16 protein-coding genes and 1 pseudogene are annotated in these 18,097 nt (G+C 57.9%); 15 read left to right on the forward strand and 2 right to left on the reverse strand.

Annotated elements, in window-relative coordinates; genetic code table 11:
• Positions 1–393: 393 nt before the first annotated feature.
• Positions 394–525: pseudogene (locus ACTRWK_RS15245) on the forward strand (IS256 family transposase); the annotation flags it as partial.
• A gap of 328 nt (positions 526–853) precedes the next feature.
• On the opposite strand, the gene ACTRWK_RS15250 reads toward ACTRWK_RS15245, so the two are convergent.
• The gene (locus ACTRWK_RS15250; protein WP_260005915.1) at positions 854–1,168 is read right to left on the reverse strand and encodes a putative quinol monooxygenase; all 315 of its coding nucleotides are present in this window, start codon (positions 1,166–1,168) and stop codon (positions 854–856) included.
• Between the two features lie 336 nt (positions 1,169–1,504).
• Here ACTRWK_RS15250 and ACTRWK_RS15255 point away from each other — a divergent pair, with 336 nt between their 5' ends.
• From ACTRWK_RS15255 to ACTRWK_RS15280, 6 genes are all read left to right on the forward strand, one after another.
• Positions 1,505–3,031: an acyl-CoA synthetase gene (locus ACTRWK_RS15255; RefSeq protein ID WP_462844037.1), complete on the forward strand. Its 1,527-nt coding sequence runs from the start codon at positions 1,505–1,507 to the stop codon at positions 3,029–3,031.
• A gap of 73 nt (positions 3,032–3,104) precedes the next feature.
• Positions 3,105–4,295: an acyl-CoA dehydrogenase family protein gene (locus tag ACTRWK_RS15260; protein WP_289081864.1), complete on the forward strand. Its 1,191-nt coding sequence runs from the start codon at positions 3,105–3,107 to the stop codon at positions 4,293–4,295.
• Positions 4,296–4,347: 52 nt separating this feature from the next.
• Positions 4,348–5,325 carry an NAD(P)H-dependent flavin oxidoreductase gene (locus ACTRWK_RS15265; RefSeq protein WP_037942205.1) on the forward strand — a complete coding sequence of 326 codons (978 nt, stop codon included), beginning with the start codon at positions 4,348–4,350 and terminating at the stop codon, positions 5,323–5,325.
• 31 nt (positions 5,326–5,356) lie between these two features.
• A complete protein-coding gene (locus ACTRWK_RS15270; RefSeq protein WP_289081863.1) occupies positions 5,357–6,094 on the forward strand; it encodes an enoyl-CoA hydratase/isomerase family protein in 738 nt (245 codons plus the stop codon).
• 42 nt (positions 6,095–6,136) lie between these two features.
• Positions 6,137–7,342: an acyl-CoA dehydrogenase family protein gene (locus ACTRWK_RS15275; protein ID WP_289081862.1), complete on the forward strand. Its 1,206-nt coding sequence runs from the start codon at positions 6,137–6,139 to the stop codon at positions 7,340–7,342.
• A gap of 12 nt (positions 7,343–7,354) precedes the next feature.
• Positions 7,355–8,488 (forward strand): acyl-CoA dehydrogenase family protein, encoded by a 1,134-nt coding sequence (locus tag ACTRWK_RS15280; protein WP_289081861.1) that lies wholly within the window; start codon positions 7,355–7,357, stop codon positions 8,486–8,488.
• A 40-nt stretch (positions 8,489–8,528) separates the two neighbouring features.
• Here the strand turns inward: ACTRWK_RS15280 and ACTRWK_RS15285 are convergent, their stop codons facing one another.
• Positions 8,529–9,173, reverse strand: a complete 645-nt coding sequence (locus tag ACTRWK_RS15285) for a TetR family transcriptional regulator (protein WP_289081860.1) — start codon at positions 9,171–9,173, stop codon at positions 8,529–8,531.
• A 335-nt stretch (positions 9,174–9,508) separates the two neighbouring features.
• On the opposite strand from ACTRWK_RS15285, the gene ACTRWK_RS15290 reads away from it, so the two are divergent.
• The 8 genes from ACTRWK_RS15290 (at position 9,509) to ACTRWK_RS15325 (ending at position 18,084) form a co-directional block, all read left to right on the forward strand.
• Positions 9,509–11,140, forward strand: coding sequence for a long-chain-fatty-acid--CoA ligase (locus tag ACTRWK_RS15290; protein WP_289081859.1), 1,632 nt, complete (start codon positions 9,509–9,511; stop codon positions 11,138–11,140).
• The gene (locus ACTRWK_RS15295; RefSeq protein WP_289081858.1) at positions 11,137–12,147 is read left to right on the forward strand and encodes a phosphotransferase family protein; all 1,011 of its coding nucleotides are present in this window, start codon (positions 11,137–11,139) and stop codon (positions 12,145–12,147) included. The genes ACTRWK_RS15290 and ACTRWK_RS15295 overlap by 4 nt, the downstream gene beginning before the upstream one ends.
• The gene (locus ACTRWK_RS15300) at positions 12,147–12,539 is read left to right on the forward strand and encodes a DUF6285 domain-containing protein (RefSeq protein WP_037942193.1); all 393 of its coding nucleotides are present in this window, start codon (positions 12,147–12,149) and stop codon (positions 12,537–12,539) included. Before ACTRWK_RS15295 ends, ACTRWK_RS15300 begins: the two co-directional genes overlap by 1 nt.
• Positions 12,540–12,585: 46 nt before the next feature.
• Entirely contained in the window at positions 12,586–13,917 is a 1,332-nt protein-coding gene (locus ACTRWK_RS15305) for an acyl-CoA dehydrogenase family protein (RefSeq protein WP_462844038.1), read from the forward strand.
• Positions 13,917–14,768, forward strand: a complete 852-nt coding sequence (locus tag ACTRWK_RS15310; RefSeq protein WP_306285915.1) for a crotonase/enoyl-CoA hydratase family protein — start codon at positions 13,917–13,919, stop codon at positions 14,766–14,768. Before ACTRWK_RS15305 ends, ACTRWK_RS15310 begins: the two co-directional genes overlap by 1 nt.
• Positions 14,769–14,803: 35 nt before the next feature.
• Positions 14,804–15,595: an enoyl-CoA hydratase-related protein gene (locus ACTRWK_RS15315; protein WP_462844039.1), complete on the forward strand. Its 792-nt coding sequence runs from the start codon at positions 14,804–14,806 to the stop codon at positions 15,593–15,595.
• Between the two features lie 38 nt (positions 15,596–15,633).
• Positions 15,634–16,794, forward strand: coding sequence for an acetyl-CoA C-acetyltransferase (locus tag ACTRWK_RS15320; RefSeq protein WP_462844040.1), 1,161 nt, complete (start codon positions 15,634–15,636; stop codon positions 16,792–16,794).
• Positions 16,795–16,926: 132 nt separating this feature from the next.
• Entirely contained in the window at positions 16,927–18,084 is a 1,158-nt protein-coding gene (locus ACTRWK_RS15325; RefSeq protein WP_289081853.1) for a C4-dicarboxylate TRAP transporter substrate-binding protein, read from the forward strand.
• Positions 18,085–18,097: the final 13 nt, after the last annotated feature.

Here is an 18,097-nt window from a genome sequence, read left to right on the forward strand (position 1 = left end):
GCTATTCGACATCTGAACAGACGAACTGGTCAGTTGTCCAGTATTTTATGATTTGCATCTCTGAGCGGGTAATTAGTTAACATTAACATACAGTTGCGCTATCTAAGGCTGATGAGGTCATACCCCGTCAACTCTGCGATGTCGCGGATCTCTTAGAATTTCACACAACGAAATCCACAATTTCCGGCTTCGCGCATTATGCCGGTACGTTGCAAATCCGGTGTGCAACTTCAGGGGTTAGTGTCCCTAGGCTTGGTGTAGTTCCGAGGGTAGCGCGGGCTGAGTGGAGCCACGCGTAGCTTAGGCGAAGCCCACGCGGTTTGCTGGACGACCGAGGACGTTCTCCGGTAGGGTTTGGGTGGCACACCTAACCTACCAATCAAAAAGAACCCCATGACCAAGGACATGATATCAGAAACAGCAGCGTTGAAAGCGCTTCTTTCGGAGACTGCGGACCACCAAGTTCTGGCCGAGATGCTGGGTTTCGGTGCCGACCGGTTAATGGCCCTCAATGTCGACCCTCTGCGAAAATAACATCATGGACCCGGCAAAAATCGCCGGCCTTTAAACCGGCTCAACATCCAGCCGGAGAACAAATTAGACCACCTGCTGGGACACTATCCGCATATACGCATCAGTTAGCACTTCGTTGCGCCAGGAAGCCCCAGCAGAACGGATTCATTGAAAGCATCAAACTTCAGCACTCGGCGCTAAGGTCGAGGGGACTTGGGGCCTAGGTCAGTTGATGCGTGAGGGCCAAGCCTATCAAGCTAGCGCATTCAACTAAATCCGCTCCGCAGGATCGTCTGGGGTACAGGGCGCGAAAATGGCGTGGCGTGGGCTGCGCCCATGATTATGCGGGCGACAGAATGTGGATTTTACTATCGGCGACCATGTTCTTGGATTGCTTGCTATACTCTTTCATATGTGGTGCTGCAGCATGTGCCCCTAGCGCCTGCATGCTCTCCCATTGTTCAACGACGACAAATGTATCTGGCCCAAATTCCGCCTGCATTGGTCCTGCGCCTTCTACGTCGACTGTGGCCTGGTAGGCGATGCATCCTGCTTCAGCTTTTACGGTAGGGACGTTTTTATTGAATAGATCCAGAAGTGCTTGGCGTTGTCCTGGCCGGGCTGTGATGACGGCGATAACGTGGATATTTGGCATAGGTAACCTTCTTTGGTTGGCGGGCGCTTTGGGTTTAGCTTCGAATTAATCGGGCACTTAGATGTGGCTTTGATGCTGTGAGTTCGAGTGCTGTTTCTTATGAATATTTTGTGTAAAATCCTAAACCTACAGCGGATGATAAAGCAATGCTTGAAATATATTAATTCAGCAGTTAATTAGTGCAAAGTCGGGGCGTTGGAGGAGGATTCTTCACCCGTCGATGTTCTATGATACCGTGCCTTGGGAGGGGATAATGGTTCACTGCAGCAGTCAAAGCGGCGCAAATCGTGAAGATGGCAAGATGCCCGGCGCACCGGAAAACGCTGTGGTTACGTCATGAAGCATCCATCCTACACGGCCAAAACTGATCCTGATAAAATTGCCTATGAAATGGCAGGTAGCGGCGAAACCCTGAGTTTTGGGCAGCTGGACAAGCGATCCAACCGGGCCGCGCATGGCTTTCGGAAACTGCAAGTGGAAGCCGGCGAAAACATTGCACTACTATTTGAAAACTGTCTGGATTTTGTTGTTCTCACATGGGCAGCTCAGCGGTCGGGGGTGTTCTACACCGCCATAAGCTGCCATCTGACTGCGAACGAGATCAGTTATATCGTAGGCGATTGCGCAGCGAAAGTGCTGGTGCTTTCCTCCAAATATGCGGAGCTTTTTCCTGCAATCCAAAGTGCTTGTCCGGATGTTAGAATTTATGTGAGCGGGAAATGCGACGACCCGGAAATGGACTGGAACGCCTTTGTGCGCCATATGCCCAGTGATCCGATCCAAGACGAGACGGTGGGCGCGGACCTGTTGTATTCGTCAGGTACGACGGGGAGGCCCAAGGGCGTGGTGCGCGAATTCACCCGCCAGCCAATCGAAACGGTCATACCGCCGCTGATGACGGTGCTGTGTGAAACGATGGCGAATATGAACGACCAAAGCGTCTATCTGTCTCCTGCCCCTCTGTATCATGCAGCCCCTTTGCGCACATCAATGATGGCGGTCATGCTGGGTGGCAAATCAATTATCATGGAGCGGTTCGACGCCAGCGAAATGCTTCGACTGATCGGTCGACACCGGGTGACACATACTCAGGTTGTGCCAACGATGTTTGTGCGGATGCTCCGTCTACCCCGTGCTGAGCGCGCGGCATATGACCTTTCCTCGCTAAAGGTGATTTTCCACGCGGCAGCACCTTGCCCGCAAGAGATCAAGCGACAGATGCTGGATTGGGTTGGTCCGATCCTGATCGAATATTACGCAGGTTCCGAGGCAAATGGGGTAACCGTATCGACCTCGGATGACTGGCTGAAGTATCCGGGCACAGTGGGGCGTTCCCTGATTGGTGACATACTTGTGGTCGATGAGAACGGCAGGGCGTTGCCTGCCGGAGAGATAGGCGATGTCTATTTCGACAGCGGTATCGAATTTTCCTATCGCGCAGATCCCGATAAGACCGCTAAGGCTTACTTGCGTCCCGGGTGTTCCACGCTGGGGGACGTCGGCCATGTGAACGAGGAAGGGTTTCTTTTTCTCACAGACCGTGCGTCGTACACGATTATTTCCGGTGGCGTGAACATCTATCCGCAAGAAACCGAAGATCTGCTTGCGTGCCATCCTGACGTTGCAGATGTCGCGGTGTTTGGCGTTCCCAACGAGGAAATGGGCGAAGAGGTTAAGGCGGTCGTGCAGCTTGAACATGGTGTCGCCCCGTCGGCGGCAAAGTCAGAGGAACTGATGGAATACTGCCGCTCTCATCTGTCCCGGATCAAAGCGCCGAAAAGCATCGACTTTCGCACCGACCTACCGCGAACACCGACAGGCAAGCTGACCAAACGAAAGCTCAAGGACGAATACTGGAACTGAGCGTTAAAGCTTGCTGGGGCAGCATATAACGCCCAGACTCACCGCTCTGATGACAAGAACTGGATCACCGAAAATGACTTTTACCCTCGATAACAGCCGGATGTCCGAACGGGCGTTGGAAATCGCCGACCGCGTAGAGGCTTTCGTTCGCGACAAGATCGTTCCTTATGAAAAGGACGGCCGCCGCAACAGCCACGGCCCGACAGAAGCGCTTGGCGACGAGATGAAGGAGGCGGCCCGACAGGCGGGGGTGATGACGCCCCATATCCTCGAGGACGGCACGCATCTGACCCACCTTGAAACAGCATGTGTGTTGATCCGGTCGGGCCTGTCGCCGCTCGGTCCGGTCGCTTGCAACGTGGGCGCGCCCGACGAGGGCAACATGTATCTGCTGGGCAAGGTCGGATCGGCCGAGATGAAAGAGCGGTTTTTAGCACCGATGGTCGAAGGCAAGATGCGATCCGCCTTTTTCATGACGGAGCCCGCTGCCGAAGGGGGTGCCGGGTCTGATCCGATGATGATGCAGACGACCTGCAAGATGGACGGGAACCACTGGGTTATCAACGGGCGCAAGACGCTGATCACCGGCGCTGATGGGGCGGGGCTTGGCATTGTCATGGCAAAATCCGAGGACGGGGCCTGCATGTTCCTTGTTGATCTGCCTGATCCCGCGATCCGGATTGAGCGGGTGCTGGACACCATTGACGATTCAATGATCGGCGGACATTCGGTCATCAACATCGACAATCTGCGGGTCCCTGCGAGCCAGATGCTGGGGGAAAGCGGTGAAGGTTTCCGCTATGCTCAGGTGCGTCTGTCGCCTGCGCGTCTGACCCATTGCATGCGCTGGCTTGGTGCGGCGATCCGCGCCAATGAGATCGCGAGCGACTATGCCAACCGGCGTATGGCTTTTGGCAAACCGCTGGTGGATCACGAGGGTGTCGGCTTTATGCTGGCCGAGAATATGATCGACCTAAAGCAGGCCGAGCAGATGGTTTACTGGTGCGCGGACGTGCTGGATACGGGCGAGTTGGGTACGGTCGAAAGTTCCATGACTAAGGTGGCTGTGTCCGAGGCGCTGATGCGGGTCGCGGACCGATGCGTTCAGGTAATGGGCGGGCAGGGCGTGACTGGCGATACGATCGTCGAACAGGTGTTCCGCGAAGTGCGCGCGTTCAGGATCTATGACGGCCCGACCGAAGTGCACAAATGGTCGCTGGCCAAAAAGGTCAAACGGGATTGGAAAAAGGCGCAGGGCGAATGAGCCCTGTCCGTTTCAGTTTGAATTCAACCATTATGAAAGCGGGGGTATTCTGATGGCTCTTCATACGCGGGTCACCGAAATGCTGGGGATTGAAACCCCGATTGTACAGGGTGGCATGATGTGGGTCGGCACCGCCGAGATGGCTGCCGCGGTTTCGAATGCCGGGGGGCTTGGCATATTGACTGCCCTGACCCAGTCGACGCCTGACGCCCTGGCCGCAGAGATCGAGCGCTGCAAAACCATGACGGACAAACCGTTTGGCGTGAACCTGACCGTGCTGCCATCGGTGAACCCGCCGCCTTATAGCGACTACCGCCGTGTAATCATCGAAGCGGGGGTCAAGATCGTGGAAACCGCAGGGGGGCGGCCACAGGAGCATGTGGAGGATTTCAAGGCCCATGGCATTACGATCCTGCATAAATGCACCTCGGTCCGTCACGCGCTTTCGGCGGTCAAGATGGGTGTCGATATCATCTCTATCGACGGGTTCGAATGTGCGGGCCATCCGGGCGAAGATGACGTGCCCGGTCTGGTTTTGATCCCTGCTGCCGCTGACCAGATTGATGTGCCTTTGCTTGCGTCAGGCGGGTTCGGCGATGGCCGCGGGCTTGCCGCTGCTTTGGCCTTGGGGGCCGACGGGATCAATATGGGAACGCGGTTCTGTGCAACGGTAGAAGCGCCGATCCATGAGAAGGTTAAACAGTTTTTGGTGGCGAACGGGGAACGGGACACCAACCTGATTTTCCGGGGGTTCAAGAACACGGGCCGCGTTGCCAAAAACTCGGTCTCTGACATGGTGGTCGAGATCGGCTCGAAACCGGGTGCCGAATTTGGCGATGTCCAACCCTATGTCTCCGGTGTCAAAGGCCGCGAAGCTTTGATGTCTGGCGATCTCGACAGAGGATTGATCTGGGCGGGGCAGGTGCAAGGGCTGATCAACGACGTCCCCACCTGCGAGGCATTGATCGCGCGGATCGTGGCGGACGCAGAATCCATCATCTCTACACGGCTTGCACGACTGGTTGCGTAAGAGTCGACGGTTTGAGAAAGGGAAGAGTACATTGGCTGAATTGGTACTACGCGAGGACAAGGACGGTTGGACGGTTCTGACGCTGAACAGGCCGGAGAAGTTGAACTCTCTGACCGTCTCGCTGTTCAAGGAGCTGCGCCAGCATATTATTGATCTGCGCGATGACGACGCGGTCCGTTGCGTTGTCTTGCGCGGCGCGGGCAAGTGTTTTTCGGCGGGCCATGACCTTGGCGATATTGCCGAGGGGGAGGATGTGCCGTCAGCCGGGTGGCACTCCGAGACCTTGCGGCTGATGGAAAAGCTGCCAAAGCCGGTGATCGCCGCGGTGCATGGGCATTGCTACACCGGCGCGCTCGAAGTGGCGCTGGCCGCCGATTTCATCGTCGCGGCGGATACAGCCCGTTTCGGTGATACCCACGCCAAATGGGCCCTGACCCCTGTCTGGGGGATGAGCCAGCGGCTGCCCCGGCGTGTGGGCATCGCAACAGCCAAGCGGCTGATGTTCACGGCGGACATGATCGACGCAGATGAAGCGGTGCGGATCGGGCTGGCCGAGTATGCGGTTCCGCTTGATCAGTTCGACGCCGAGATCGAAGGTTTGGTTGCCCGCATCATCGCCAATTCTCCGTTTTCCCATGCCGCGAACAAGCAATTGCTTGAAGCGACAGACGTGCGCCCGATGGATGCGGGATTGCAGTGGGAAGTGATGGAGACTGCCGGCATCGGCCCGGACATGGCGGAGCGGATCGCCGCCTTCACCAAAAAGTAAATCCGGCGCGTTTCGGACGAATTTCTTCAGGAGGATTGCAGGATGACGACCCAGACCAAAGAGGAACTGGACGCGTTCCGGGAAGAGGTGGCAGCCTACTTGGACACGGCCCCCACCGACGCGATCCGCGAAGCCGGGCGTAAAACCACCAGCGCCTTTGCACCGTTTGAACAAGGGGCAGCTTGGCAGGCCATTCTGAACGAAAAAGGCTGGGCCGCGCCCGATTGGTCCGAGAAATATGGTGGTACGGGCTGGTCCGCCGAGCAGCGCACCATTTTCGAGGAAGAATACCGCAAGCGGGATCTGCCGCCCTTGCTGCCGAACTCGCTCAAGATGGTGGGGCCGTTGTTGATCGACCTTGGCACCGAAGAGCAAAAGGCCAAATACCTGCCCCGGATCTTGTCGGGCGAGGATTACTGGACGCAAGGGTATTCGGAGCCGAACTCCGGTTCCGATCTGGCATCACTGAAATGCAGCGCGGTTGCGGATGGGGACGATTACATCATCAACGGCAGCAAGATCTGGACAACCTTCGCCCATAAATCGAACCGGATGTTCATGTTGGTGCGCACCAGCAGCGAGGGCAAGAAACAGCAGGGCATCACCTTTCTGCTGCTGGAAAGAACCGACTTTCCCGGAATGGATATTCGCCCGATCAAGGGGCTGGATGGTCATGCGGAATTTTGCGAGGTGTTTTTCGACAATGTTCGTGTGCCGCAATCCGGTCGGGTCGGGGCCGAAAACGAGGGCTGGAGCGTTGCCAAACATCTGCTGAAACATGAACGCAACGGATCGGCCAACAGCCCCGTTCTGGTCCGCTATCTGAAACGGATCACCGAGGCGGCGCAGGATGAAACATCCCCCTTTGGTGGCAAGCTGTCTGACGACCCGGTGTTCCAGTGCGACCTGGGCGCATTGTACGCGGATGTCGCGACGCTGGCCCAGTTCGAGTGGCTGATTATGAGCGGTCAGGAGATGGTCAACGATCCCGCGCTGCCTTCGATTGCCAAGACCATGAACTCGGAACTGATCCAACGTGTGTCGGTGATGATGACGCGGGTGGCCGGGCTTGAGGGTCTGTCCATGCAGCTTGACGCGCTGACCGTGGGGTCGGGTGTGGATCCGATGGGGACCGAGCTGGATCTGATTTCTATGCCGTTTTACCTCAACAGCCGTGCGACCACGATTTACGCGGGCACCAATGAGGTTCAGCGCGACTTGATCGCACGCAGCCTGCCGATCGCTTGAAAGGGTACTCAGATGGATTTCTCTCAGACCGACGAACAGAAGATGCTGCAAGAGAGCGTGAAGCGCCTATTGGAGCGGAGCTATGATTTCGAGACCCGTCAGAAAATGCTGCAATCCGGCCGCCCGTGGTCGCCCGAGATTTGGCAGGCACTGGCCGAGATGGGTATTCTTGGCCTGCCTTTCGCCGAAGAGGTTGGTGGGTTTGGTGGGTCGATGGCGGATGTCGTTGCTGTGGCTGAACCCTTTGGGGCGCATCTGCTGATCGAGCCTTATGTTTCTTCGATCCTGCTGGCGGGGTCTTGTCTGGGGCAATCCGATAGCCCTGCAGCGCAAGCGCAACTTTCCAAAATCATAACGGGTGAGCAAACGGCAGCCTTCGCCCATGAGGAAGGCAAGGGGACCGCGGATCCGGCACTTGTTTCATTGGCCGCAACCGAGGCGACGGAGGGATTCACGCTGAGTGGTGAAAAGCGGATGGTCCTTGGGGGCGCGCAGGCCGACGCGCTTGTCGTATCGGCACGAACGCGCGGCACGGCACCTGACAAGGATGGCCTATCTTTGTTTATGGTCGATCCAAAACAGCAAGGGGTCAGCATTACATCTTTCGTTACCATTGACGGCCGCCACGCCGCGCATATCACCTTCGATGCGGTTCAAATCCCGTCCGAGCGCAGGATCGCCGAAGATGCCCATAGCGTACTGCAAACACTGATCTCTAGGGCAATCGTCGCGCTCTGCGCTGAAGCCGTGGGCGCTATGGGGGCCTTGCTGCGATTGACAAGCGAATATGCATCGACGCGCAAACAGTTCGGCACGCCTATCGCCACGTTTCAGACCATTTCGCACCGCTTGGCGGATATGAAGATCGCCTATGTAAAGGCCCGCTCGTGCCTTTTGTACACGACGGCGCTGATGGATGCCGGACAGGCAGGCGCGCCGGATATTTCGATCCTGAAAGGGCAGATCGGCACATTGGGACGAGAAATTGGCGAAGCAGCGATCCAGACCCATGGCGGCGTCGGTATGACGGACGAGGTCAGCATAGGTCACTTCCACAAGCGGATCCTGACAATCAATGCGCTGTTCGGAGATAGTGAGTATCACTTCCGTGCGGTCGGCAAATCTCTCGCCACTGCCAAAGCGTAGAAATGTGGTGCGGAGGTGTGGCTATCTCACCTCCGCGATATCAGCTACGCGCCATTAGGCCGCCCAAGATGACCGCGATCATCTGCTCCGTATAGGAGCGGCGTATGTCGTCATCAATTCTATCGACGCCGTGCATATAGTTCAGCACTTCTCGGGACGAAAATATCTGGTCACAAGCGCCAATGACGATGAAGTAGAAAAACTTGTAGTCGACAGATTGGAACTCTCCTGCTGCCACACCTTCGGAAATCATCCGCTTGTAGGCGTCATGGATCGGTTCGATGTACGACTTTATCATGGTCCGTCTGACTTCTTCGGTTTCGTCGCGCATCGTCGCGGTCAGCAGGCGCTGTAAGTAAGGGTATTTGAAGTACATGTTGACGAGACCGGAAAGGTGGTACCGCATCTTCGCGGTCGGGCGCATGTCCATCTCGACCAAGGCTTCAAGCTGGGTGACCGCTTCCGCCAGATCTCGGTGAAGAAGGGCCCGCATCAAGCCGCTTTTGTTGCCAAAGTAATACTTCACCAAAGCAGAGTTCACCCCAGCTTTCGCCGCAATATCGATAATGGGCACCAGCAAGGTGTCCCGTTCACACATGAGCTCGCTTGCGGCGGTGAGCAAATCATCTCTTGTTGACGCACGTTCTTCGAGTGGTGCGGTGACTGCGGGTACCTTTGAATTCATTGCTCAACTAACTCCTGTAGGTAGAGCTTTATTACTCAGTACCGATCAGAATGTCACGGACGATTCGGTCGCACTTCACGCCAAGAAGCCATTGAAGCTTGCCAGTCCCGCCTCCTTTGCGACGAGATCGGCTAGGGGATCGCATTAGGGTTTGTGATATTACTGTTCTTTATAGCGGTGGAGCATGGTTTCAAAAACCTCATTAACTACACGATTACCGCTTTACAGGCGCAACTTAACTGCGTAGCTAATATGCCTATGTGATGTGTTTGGTCTGGGAGGTCGCTCATCACGATTGGTAATTAAGCGCGACGTTTTCGCATACCAAGAAGGCAGTGTCGCAGCGCGGTACCGTCCGCCGGGCCATGAGGATGTCGGTAACGTCGGGAGGAGACGAGATGATTGATCCAGAGGCAATGAGCTCGATTAGCGCGGTCGCACGAAGCGCTGCACAGCGCGCACCTGACAAGATCTGCAATCGGTTTGAAGGGCGCGATACGACCTTCAAGGATTTTGATCGTCACGTCGATCAGGTTGCACACGGCTTGGACGCGGGCGACGCCAAAGTCGTCGCTTACCTTGGGAAAAACTGCGACCACGTCTTCGAGATTTTCATCGGCGCGACGCGCGTCGGTGGGATGTTCGCGCCCTTGAACTGGCGGCTTGCACCTGCCGAGATCATCGAGATTTTACGCCAATACCCGCCACAGATGCTTTTCTTCGGGCCTGAGTTCTCGGAAGCGATCAAGGAAATCAGCGCAGCACTTCCGGACATTCAGATCCTCGCTATGGAGGAGGGCGATGGACCTTGGGAAACATACGAGGCATGGCGTGATGCTCAGTCGAGCGAATCTGTTGTTGACCGCGCTTCAACGCATGATCCGGCTATGGTTTTGTTTACATCCGGCACCACAGGTGTGCCGAAAGCCGTGCTACTGAGCCACAGTAACTTGCTACAGCCGAAACTGGACTCCCTGGCCGTCAAACATATCTATGACCACTGGGACGACGAGGATATTGGGTTTGTTGCGATGCCCTTGGCGCATATCGGCGGCATTGGTTTTTGGACAATCGCCTTTGTGAACTGCTGCACCAGCGTCATTCTCCGAGAGTTTGACCCTGTAGCGGCCCTTGGTGCAATCCACACAGAGCGCGTTTCAAAGCTGTTCGTAGTGCCTGCTGCCTTGCAGATCGTCATCCAGCACCCAGAAGCAAAGCGCGTCGATTTTTCTTGCGTCAAAACCGTGATGTACGGTGCTGCGCCCATGCCCCTGCCGCTACTGAAAGAGGCAATCGAAGTCGTTGGTTGCCAGTTTATCCAATGTTACGGCATGACGGAGACGACGGGCACGATTGCGATACTTCCGCCAGAGGACCACGTGCCCGAGGGATCCGAGCGGATGCGTAGCGCCGGGCGGCCCGCGATGGGGTGTGAAATCGCTATTTTCGACCCAGACGGGGAACCCGTCAAAGCTGGCGAGATCGGCGAAGTGGCCGTCCGGGCACCGGCAAATATGCTGGGATACTGGAAGAACCCGGAGGCGACGACCAAGACGCTGCGCGACGACGGTTGGCTGCTGTCGGGCGATGCGGGCTATCTTGACGAGGACGGCTACCTGTTCATCCACGACCGCATCAAGGACATGATCATTTCCGGCGGCGAAAATGTATACCCGGCCGAGGTGGAGAGCGCCCTATATGCGCATCCCTCCATCAGTGAGGCAGCTGTGATTGGCGTGCCTGACCCCAAGTGGGGCGAGGCCGTTCGGGCGGTTGTGACGCTCAAGCCCAATGCAACCCTTGACGAGAAAGAAGTGCTGGCTTGGATGCGCGGTAAGCTCGCTGCATTCAAATGTCCCAAGGCGATTGACGTCATTGATGTGATGCCGCGCAATGCGTCCGGCAAGCTGCTTAAGCGCGACCTGCGCGCGCCCTATTGGGAGGGCCGCGAGCGGCAGGTGAATTGAACGCAGCACAAGACATCTTGCATCCTCAGACGGTCCTCGAGAACGGATTGGCGCGGCTGGTGCCCACCCTCGATCCTGCGGCGCAGGGTACCAAGGGGCTGCGGCGGCTATCGGGCGGGGCCAGCCAGGAAACCTGGTCTTTTCAGATGGATGGTGGGCAGGGGTACCACTTGATCTTGCGCCGCGAACCTGCCGCGGCGCGGTCGGGCGGCACCGGCATCGGCATGGCGGCCGAAGCCCGAGTGATCAAACGCGTGGCTGCAGCAGGCGTGCCCGCACCACAGATCGAACATGAGCTGACGCCAGATGACGGCATCGGTGCAGGCTTTGTCATGCTGCGCATCGACGGGGAGGCGCTGCCCCATCGCATCCTGCGCGACGACAGCTATACCCCGGCGCGGGCGAAGTTCGCCCGTCAGGCCGGTAAAATTCTGGCGAGAATTCACCAGAGCGACCCGACTGGCCTGCCCATTCCCGTGCTGTCTCCGCGCGAGGTGTTGGATGATCTTGGCCATCGACACCGCGCATTTGGTGCCGCGCGCCCTGTCTTTTCGCTTGCGCTGCGCTGGCTGGCCGAAAATGCGCCAGAGCCGCGCGCGCCAAAGTTGGTGCATGGGGATTTCCGCATGGGCAATCTGATGTTTGGCCCTGAAGGGATGCGCGGTGTTCTGGATTGGGAACTGGCGCATATCGGTGATCCGATGGCCGACATGGGTTGGCTCTGCATGGAAAGCTGGCGCTTTGGTAATGCCGATCCCGTTGGCGGTTTGGGCCGTCGCGAGGATTTGTTTGCAGGGTATGAAGCGGCAGGGGGTGATCCTGTCGATCCGGCTACGGTGCGGTGGTGGGAAATTCTGTCGGCGTTGCGGTGGGGTGTCATCATCGAAGAGATGGCCGCGTGGGTGCGCGAAGGTACTGACACCAGCGTGGAACGTCATGTGATCGCGCGGCGCGCCTCGGAAACAGAAGCGATATTGTTGCTTCATCTGCTGGAAGGGGCCGCATGATGCAGGACCAGCCAAGCCCCAACGCGATTTTGGCGGCCGTTGCTGCATGGCTGCGTGACACCGCTGCGGATGCACTGCCTGCGCATGCCCGGTTCGAGGCCAAGGTCGCGGCAGGCGCGGTTGAACTGGTCCGGCGCCAGATCGGGGCGGAACCGTCCGAAAGCGAGGAAGCCCGGATGCTGTCGGCGCTGGTGGGTGCCACGGGCGGGCTGGACGCGTTGACCGCGCGTCTTTGCGCACAGATCGAAAATGGCGAAACGGATCTATCGACGCCGGGGCTGTCGGACCTGTTGATCGCAACCACGCTGAACAAGATCGACATCGATCAACCGGAGTTTTCCGCGGCAGCCCGCTTGCGGGCATTGGCGCAGCGCAGGCGAGGGTTGCCGTAGCAGAGCCACCCGAGCCGCCGCCAATCGACACAAGGAACACCCGCAGATGAACTTTGATCTACCTTCTGAAATTACCGATCTTGTGACCCGCCTTGATACGTTTATCGAAGCAGAAATCGTACCGTTGCAGGCCGAGGACGATAACGAACGGTTTTTCGACCATCGCCGGGAATATGCGCGCACCGATTTTGACAACGGCGGGTTGCCACGGCCCGAGTGGGAAGCCTTGATGGCCGAAGCCGTCCACCGCGCCGACAAGGCCGGGCTGTACCGCTTTTCCCTGCCTGCGGAATTCGGCGGGCAGGACGGCGGCAATCTGGCCATGGCCGTCGTGCGCGAGCATATGGCCGCCAAGGGGCTGGGTCTGTTCAACGACCTGCAGTCAGAGCATTCGGTAATCGGCAATTTTCCGGTCATCGTCATGCTGCGCGATTTCGGAACAGAGGCGCAAAAGCAGACATTTATCTCGGGCGCGCTGAGCGGCGACATCCGCATGGCCTTCGGGTTGACCGAGGAAGCGCATGGGTCGGATGCCACGCATATGGAAACCCGTGCCATTCGCGAAACCCGCGATGGCAAATCCGGCTGGCGCATTGATGGTGAAAAAATGTGGACCACGGGGATGCACACCGCGACCCATTGCGTCACCTTCGCGCGCACCTCTGGCGAGGATGGCGCGGCGGATGGGATCACCGCTTTCCTGGTTCCTGCCCAGACACCGGGGCTGAAGATCGAGGAATATCTCTGGACCTTCAACATGCCCACCGATCATCCGCGGATCAGTTTCAACGACGTCTGGGTGCCGGATGATCTGATGTTCGGACCAGAGGGCGGCGGCTTGGCGCTGGCGCAGGCGTTTGTGCATGAAAACCGCATCCGGCAGGCGGCGAGTTCGCTGGGGGCTGCGGTATATTGTATCGAGGAATCCGTGCGCTATGCCCGCACCCGCAAACCATTCGGCAAAGAACTGGCCGCAAATCAAGCGATCCAGTTCCCCTTGGTCGAATTGGCCACGCAGGCAGAAATGCTGCGCCAGCTCATCCGCAAGACAGCCTGGGAGATGGACCGCATGCCACACCCCGAGGTCGCCAAGAAACTGTCTGACAAGGTGAGCATGTGCAATTATCAGGCCAACCGTCTGTGTTGCGAGGCCGCAGACCGCGCCATGCAAATTCATGGCGGCATCGGATATTCTCGGCACAAACCGTTCGAACATATCTATCGCCATCATCGCCGCTACCGCATCACTGAAGGCGCAGAAGAGATCCAGATGCGAAAAGTCGGCGCATGGCTGTTCGGTTACCTTGGCCCCCGACGCGGCAACATTCCCGATCCGACGCCGCGCAGCGTTGCGGCCCCGCTAAAGGGAGAGAACTGATGGCTGTTGTACGCACTGATCTGACGGGCGGGGTCATGACGCTCACCCTTGATCGGCCGGAAAAGTTGAACGCCTTCACGATTGAGATGATGCAAGAGCTTATCGACGCCTTTGATGTGGCCGATGCAGATGACGCTGTGCGCGCTGTTGTGGTGACCGGGGCGGGCCGGGCATTTTGCGCCGGTGCGGATATTTCTGGCGGGACCAAAGGCTTTGTGGATGTGGAAAAGCGCAAGGTAGGCGACGGCACCGTGCGCGATGGCGGCGGTCTGTTGACCTTGCGCATCTTTGACAGCCTCAAACCCGTGATCGCCGCCGTCAACGGCGCGGCTGTTGGCGTTGGTGCCACGATGCAGTTGCCGATGGATATGCGGCTTGCCTCCGAGGATGCCAAATTCGGGTTCGTCTTTGGCCGCCGTGGCATTGTGCCGGAGGCCTGTTCATCATGGTTTCTGCCGCGTGTGGTCGGTATCTCCAAGGCGATGGAATGGAGCACGACGGGTCGCATCTTTGATGCGCAGGAAGCACTTTCCGCCGGATTGGTACGCTCGGTCCACAAACCCGCCGATCTGCTTGGGGCCGCGCAGGAACTAGCCGAGGAAATAGGCGCAAACAACGCCCCGGTTTCTGTCGCGCTGACACGGCAGATGATGTGGCGGATGTTGGGTGCCGATCACCCAATGCAGGCGCACCGCGTCGACAGCCTTGCGATTGAACTGCGAAGCGCCTCCGCCGATGCCGCAGAGGGTGTGCGCAGTTTCACGGAAAAGCGTCCGGCGGTTTTTCCCGACAAGGTCAGTACAGATTTGCCCGACATCTTTCCCGATTGGTCGGCGCCGAAATGGCAATAGCCAACCCGATCCCCGAAATTAAAGGAGCCCTGCCGATGACAACTTCTACACTTGATGACCGTCTCGCAGTCACCCGCGAGGGGCGTGTCAGCACGGTGCGCCTGAATGACCCCAAGACGTTGAATTCCATGGATACGCCGATGGCACTGTCCCTGCGCGAAGTGTTGCGTGCCGAGGCCAAGGTTTCCGGTTGCATCATTCTGGCGGGCGGAGAGCGCGGATTTTGCTCTGGGGCCAACCTGTCCGGCGATCTTGCCCCCGGTGAAGGGGAACTGGATGCAGGTCAAACACTAGAGGACGCCTTCAACCCCTTGGTTGAAACGATCCGGACCTTGCCAGTGCCTTTCATCACAGCGGTGCGCGGTGCAGCGGCGGGGGTAGGTGCGTCTCTGGCGATGTCGGGTGACATCATCACCTGCGGTCGATCGGCCTATTTTCTTGAGGCCTTTGCGCGGATCGGGCTGGTTCCCGATGGCGGCGCAGCGTGGTTTTTGACGCGCTCGGTCGGACGGGTGCGGGCAATGGAATTGATGATGCTTGCAGAAAAACTACCGGCAGAAAAAGCGTTTGAGTGGGGCCTGATCACCAGGTTGTTCGAGGATGACGTTGTCGAGGCGGAAGCGATGAAGATTGCGCAAAAACTGGCGGACGGGCCAACCCGTGCACTGGCGCTGACCCGGCAATCTGCATGGGCAGCGGCGGATTCCAGTTTCACCGAAACCCTGCAATTGGAACGTGTTCTACAACGCGACGCGGGCAATCACCGCGATTTTGCCGAAGGTGTCGCGGCATTCATGGAAAAGCGTGCCGCGCGTTTCGGCGGCTAAGCAGGCGTTCTGCGCTCTACGTAAAGGAAGGTAATAAAATGACCGAAGCTTATATCTGTTCTGCATTGCGCACCCCTGGTGGCCGTCGTGGCGGCAAGGTGTCCGGGTGGCACCCCGTCGATCTGGCCGCGCGCGTTTTGGACGCCACGGTGCAGAATACCGGCATCGATCCCGCTGCCATTGAGGATGTTATCATGGGCTGCGTCGGTCAAAGCGGCGAACAAGGTCTGCACATCGGTCGCAACGCGGTGCTGGCCTCGTCCCTGCCCGAAAGCGTACCGGCGGTGTCTATTGACCGCCAATGCGGCTCTTCCCAGCAGTCGATCCAGTTTGCGGCGCAGGCCGTCATGTCCGGCACTCAGGACCTGGTGATTGCTGCGGGCGTTGAATCCATGTCGCGGGTACCGATGGGGACCACAGGCGTCTTCACGCGAAACTTCGAGCCCGGTTCGGCCAAGTCGCCGGGGCTGGACGCCAAATATCCCGGCGTGGCCTTTAGCCAGTTTTCCGGTGCCGAAGCGATTGCACGCAAGCATAACTTCAGCCGCGAGGATCTTGATGCCTTTGCTTTGCTGAGCCATCAGCGCGCGGCGAAGGCGACCGAAGCAGGTGCATTCGACCAAGAGATCGTGCCCCTTGAGCTCGAGAATGGCGAAATGCACCGGACGGACGAAGGCATCCGTGCCGACGCCTCGATGGAGGCGCTGGCCGGCGTGAAGACGCTGAAAGAGGGCGGCGTGATCACCGCCGGCAACGCCAGCCAGATTTGCGACGGTGCCTCGGCGGTTTTGATTGCCAGTGCCGCGGCGGTCAAGGCCCACGGGCTGACCCCCCTCGCACGGATCAGGTCCATGACGGTAACGGGTGGCGATCCGGTAATCATGCTCGAAGAGCCGCTTTTCGCCACCGATCGCGCCTTGGCCCGCGCAGGCATGACGATCGACGAGATTGATCTTTACGAGGTCAACGAAGCCTTCGCCTCGATCCCTCTTGCTTGGCTCAAGCACACAGGTGCCGACCCTGATCGTTTGAACGTCAACGGCGGGGCCATTTCGCTGGGTCACCCATTGGGCGCTTCGGGTGCCAAGCTGATGGCGACATTGGTGCATGGATTGCGCGCCCGCGCAAAACGCTACGGGTTGCAGACCATGTGCGAGGGCGGCGGGCTGGCGAATGTCACCATCGTCGAAGCGCTTTAACCGAAATTCTGGCTGCGGTTCGTGGAGTATCTCAGCCGAATGACCGCTCCGCTGCATGGCTTCGGAGCACAGACAGTCACCAACAAGTCGGGGAAAACCGACGACTTACTGAAAATCAAAGGGAGAAGTTAAATGAAGTTTTCTAAATTGTTCAAAAGCAGCGGGTCTGCTTTGGTTCTTGCAGCGGCATCAGTGGGCACATTCTCGACATCGGCCGAGGCACGCGATTTACGCTATGCGATCGGCTGGCCCCCAGGCGCGCTGCCGACAGAGGCGATCGAGACCTATGCTGATGCGGTAGAAGAGGCATCTGGCGGCGACGTCACGGTAAAGGTTTTCCCACTGTCTTTGCTTAACTTTCTGGAGTCGACATCGGGTGTACGTGACGGGATTGCCGACATAACAACTGTTTTGACACCGTATTTCCTATCCGAATTCCCCAATACAAACTTCGTGACCGAGCTGGCTAGCTTTAGTGAAGTGGTGGAAGGCGACCCTGATCGGATGGCCTTTGCTTTCACTGGCGCGATCATGGAATACGTCATGTTCAACTGTGGCGACTGCTTGAGCGAGTTTGCGGCCCAGAACCACGTTTACACAGCGGGTGCGGGGACACCCCCCTACATGCTGCAGTGCACAAAACCGGTCGTTTCGGCCGAGGATCTGAAGGGTGCTCGTATCCGCACGCCTGGTGCCTTCTGGAGCCGCTGGATCGAGGCGATGGGGGCCACGCCCGTCTCCATTTCGATCAACGAGACTTTCGAGGCGCTGAACCAGGGCGTCATTGACTGTACTGCATCATCAGCTTCGGAGCTGACGAACTTCAGCTTTATTGATGTGGCGACAGACATCACGACAAACCTGCCGGGGTCTTCCTTTGTATCAGGTCTTACCAATGTGAATGCCGATACATGGGCTGGCCTTGATGACACAGGCAGAACCGCGATGTTGAAAGGGTCTGCCGTCGTGGCGGCGGAAATGAACTGGGCCTATTATGGTGAGGCACGAGACAACATTGCCAAGGCCAAGGAACAGGGGATCACTTTCCACGAGGCAGAAGCAAGTTTGCGCACGCAAAGCGTCGTGTGGATCAACGAAGACATCTCGAACGTCGTTGACATCTACGCCGAGCGTGGCGTTACGGGCGGTGAAGAAAGTGTCTCGAAGGTGCGTGAGCTCATGACCAAATGGGTTGGTTTGGTGAAAGACGTACAGGATGCTGATGCGCTGTCCGATCTTTACTGGACCGAAGTTCTGTCGAAGGTCGATGTATCGACCTACGGGCAGTAAGCGATCTGCTGCA

This window comes from Sulfitobacter sp. G5_S2_6_S6, assembly GCF_054968505.1.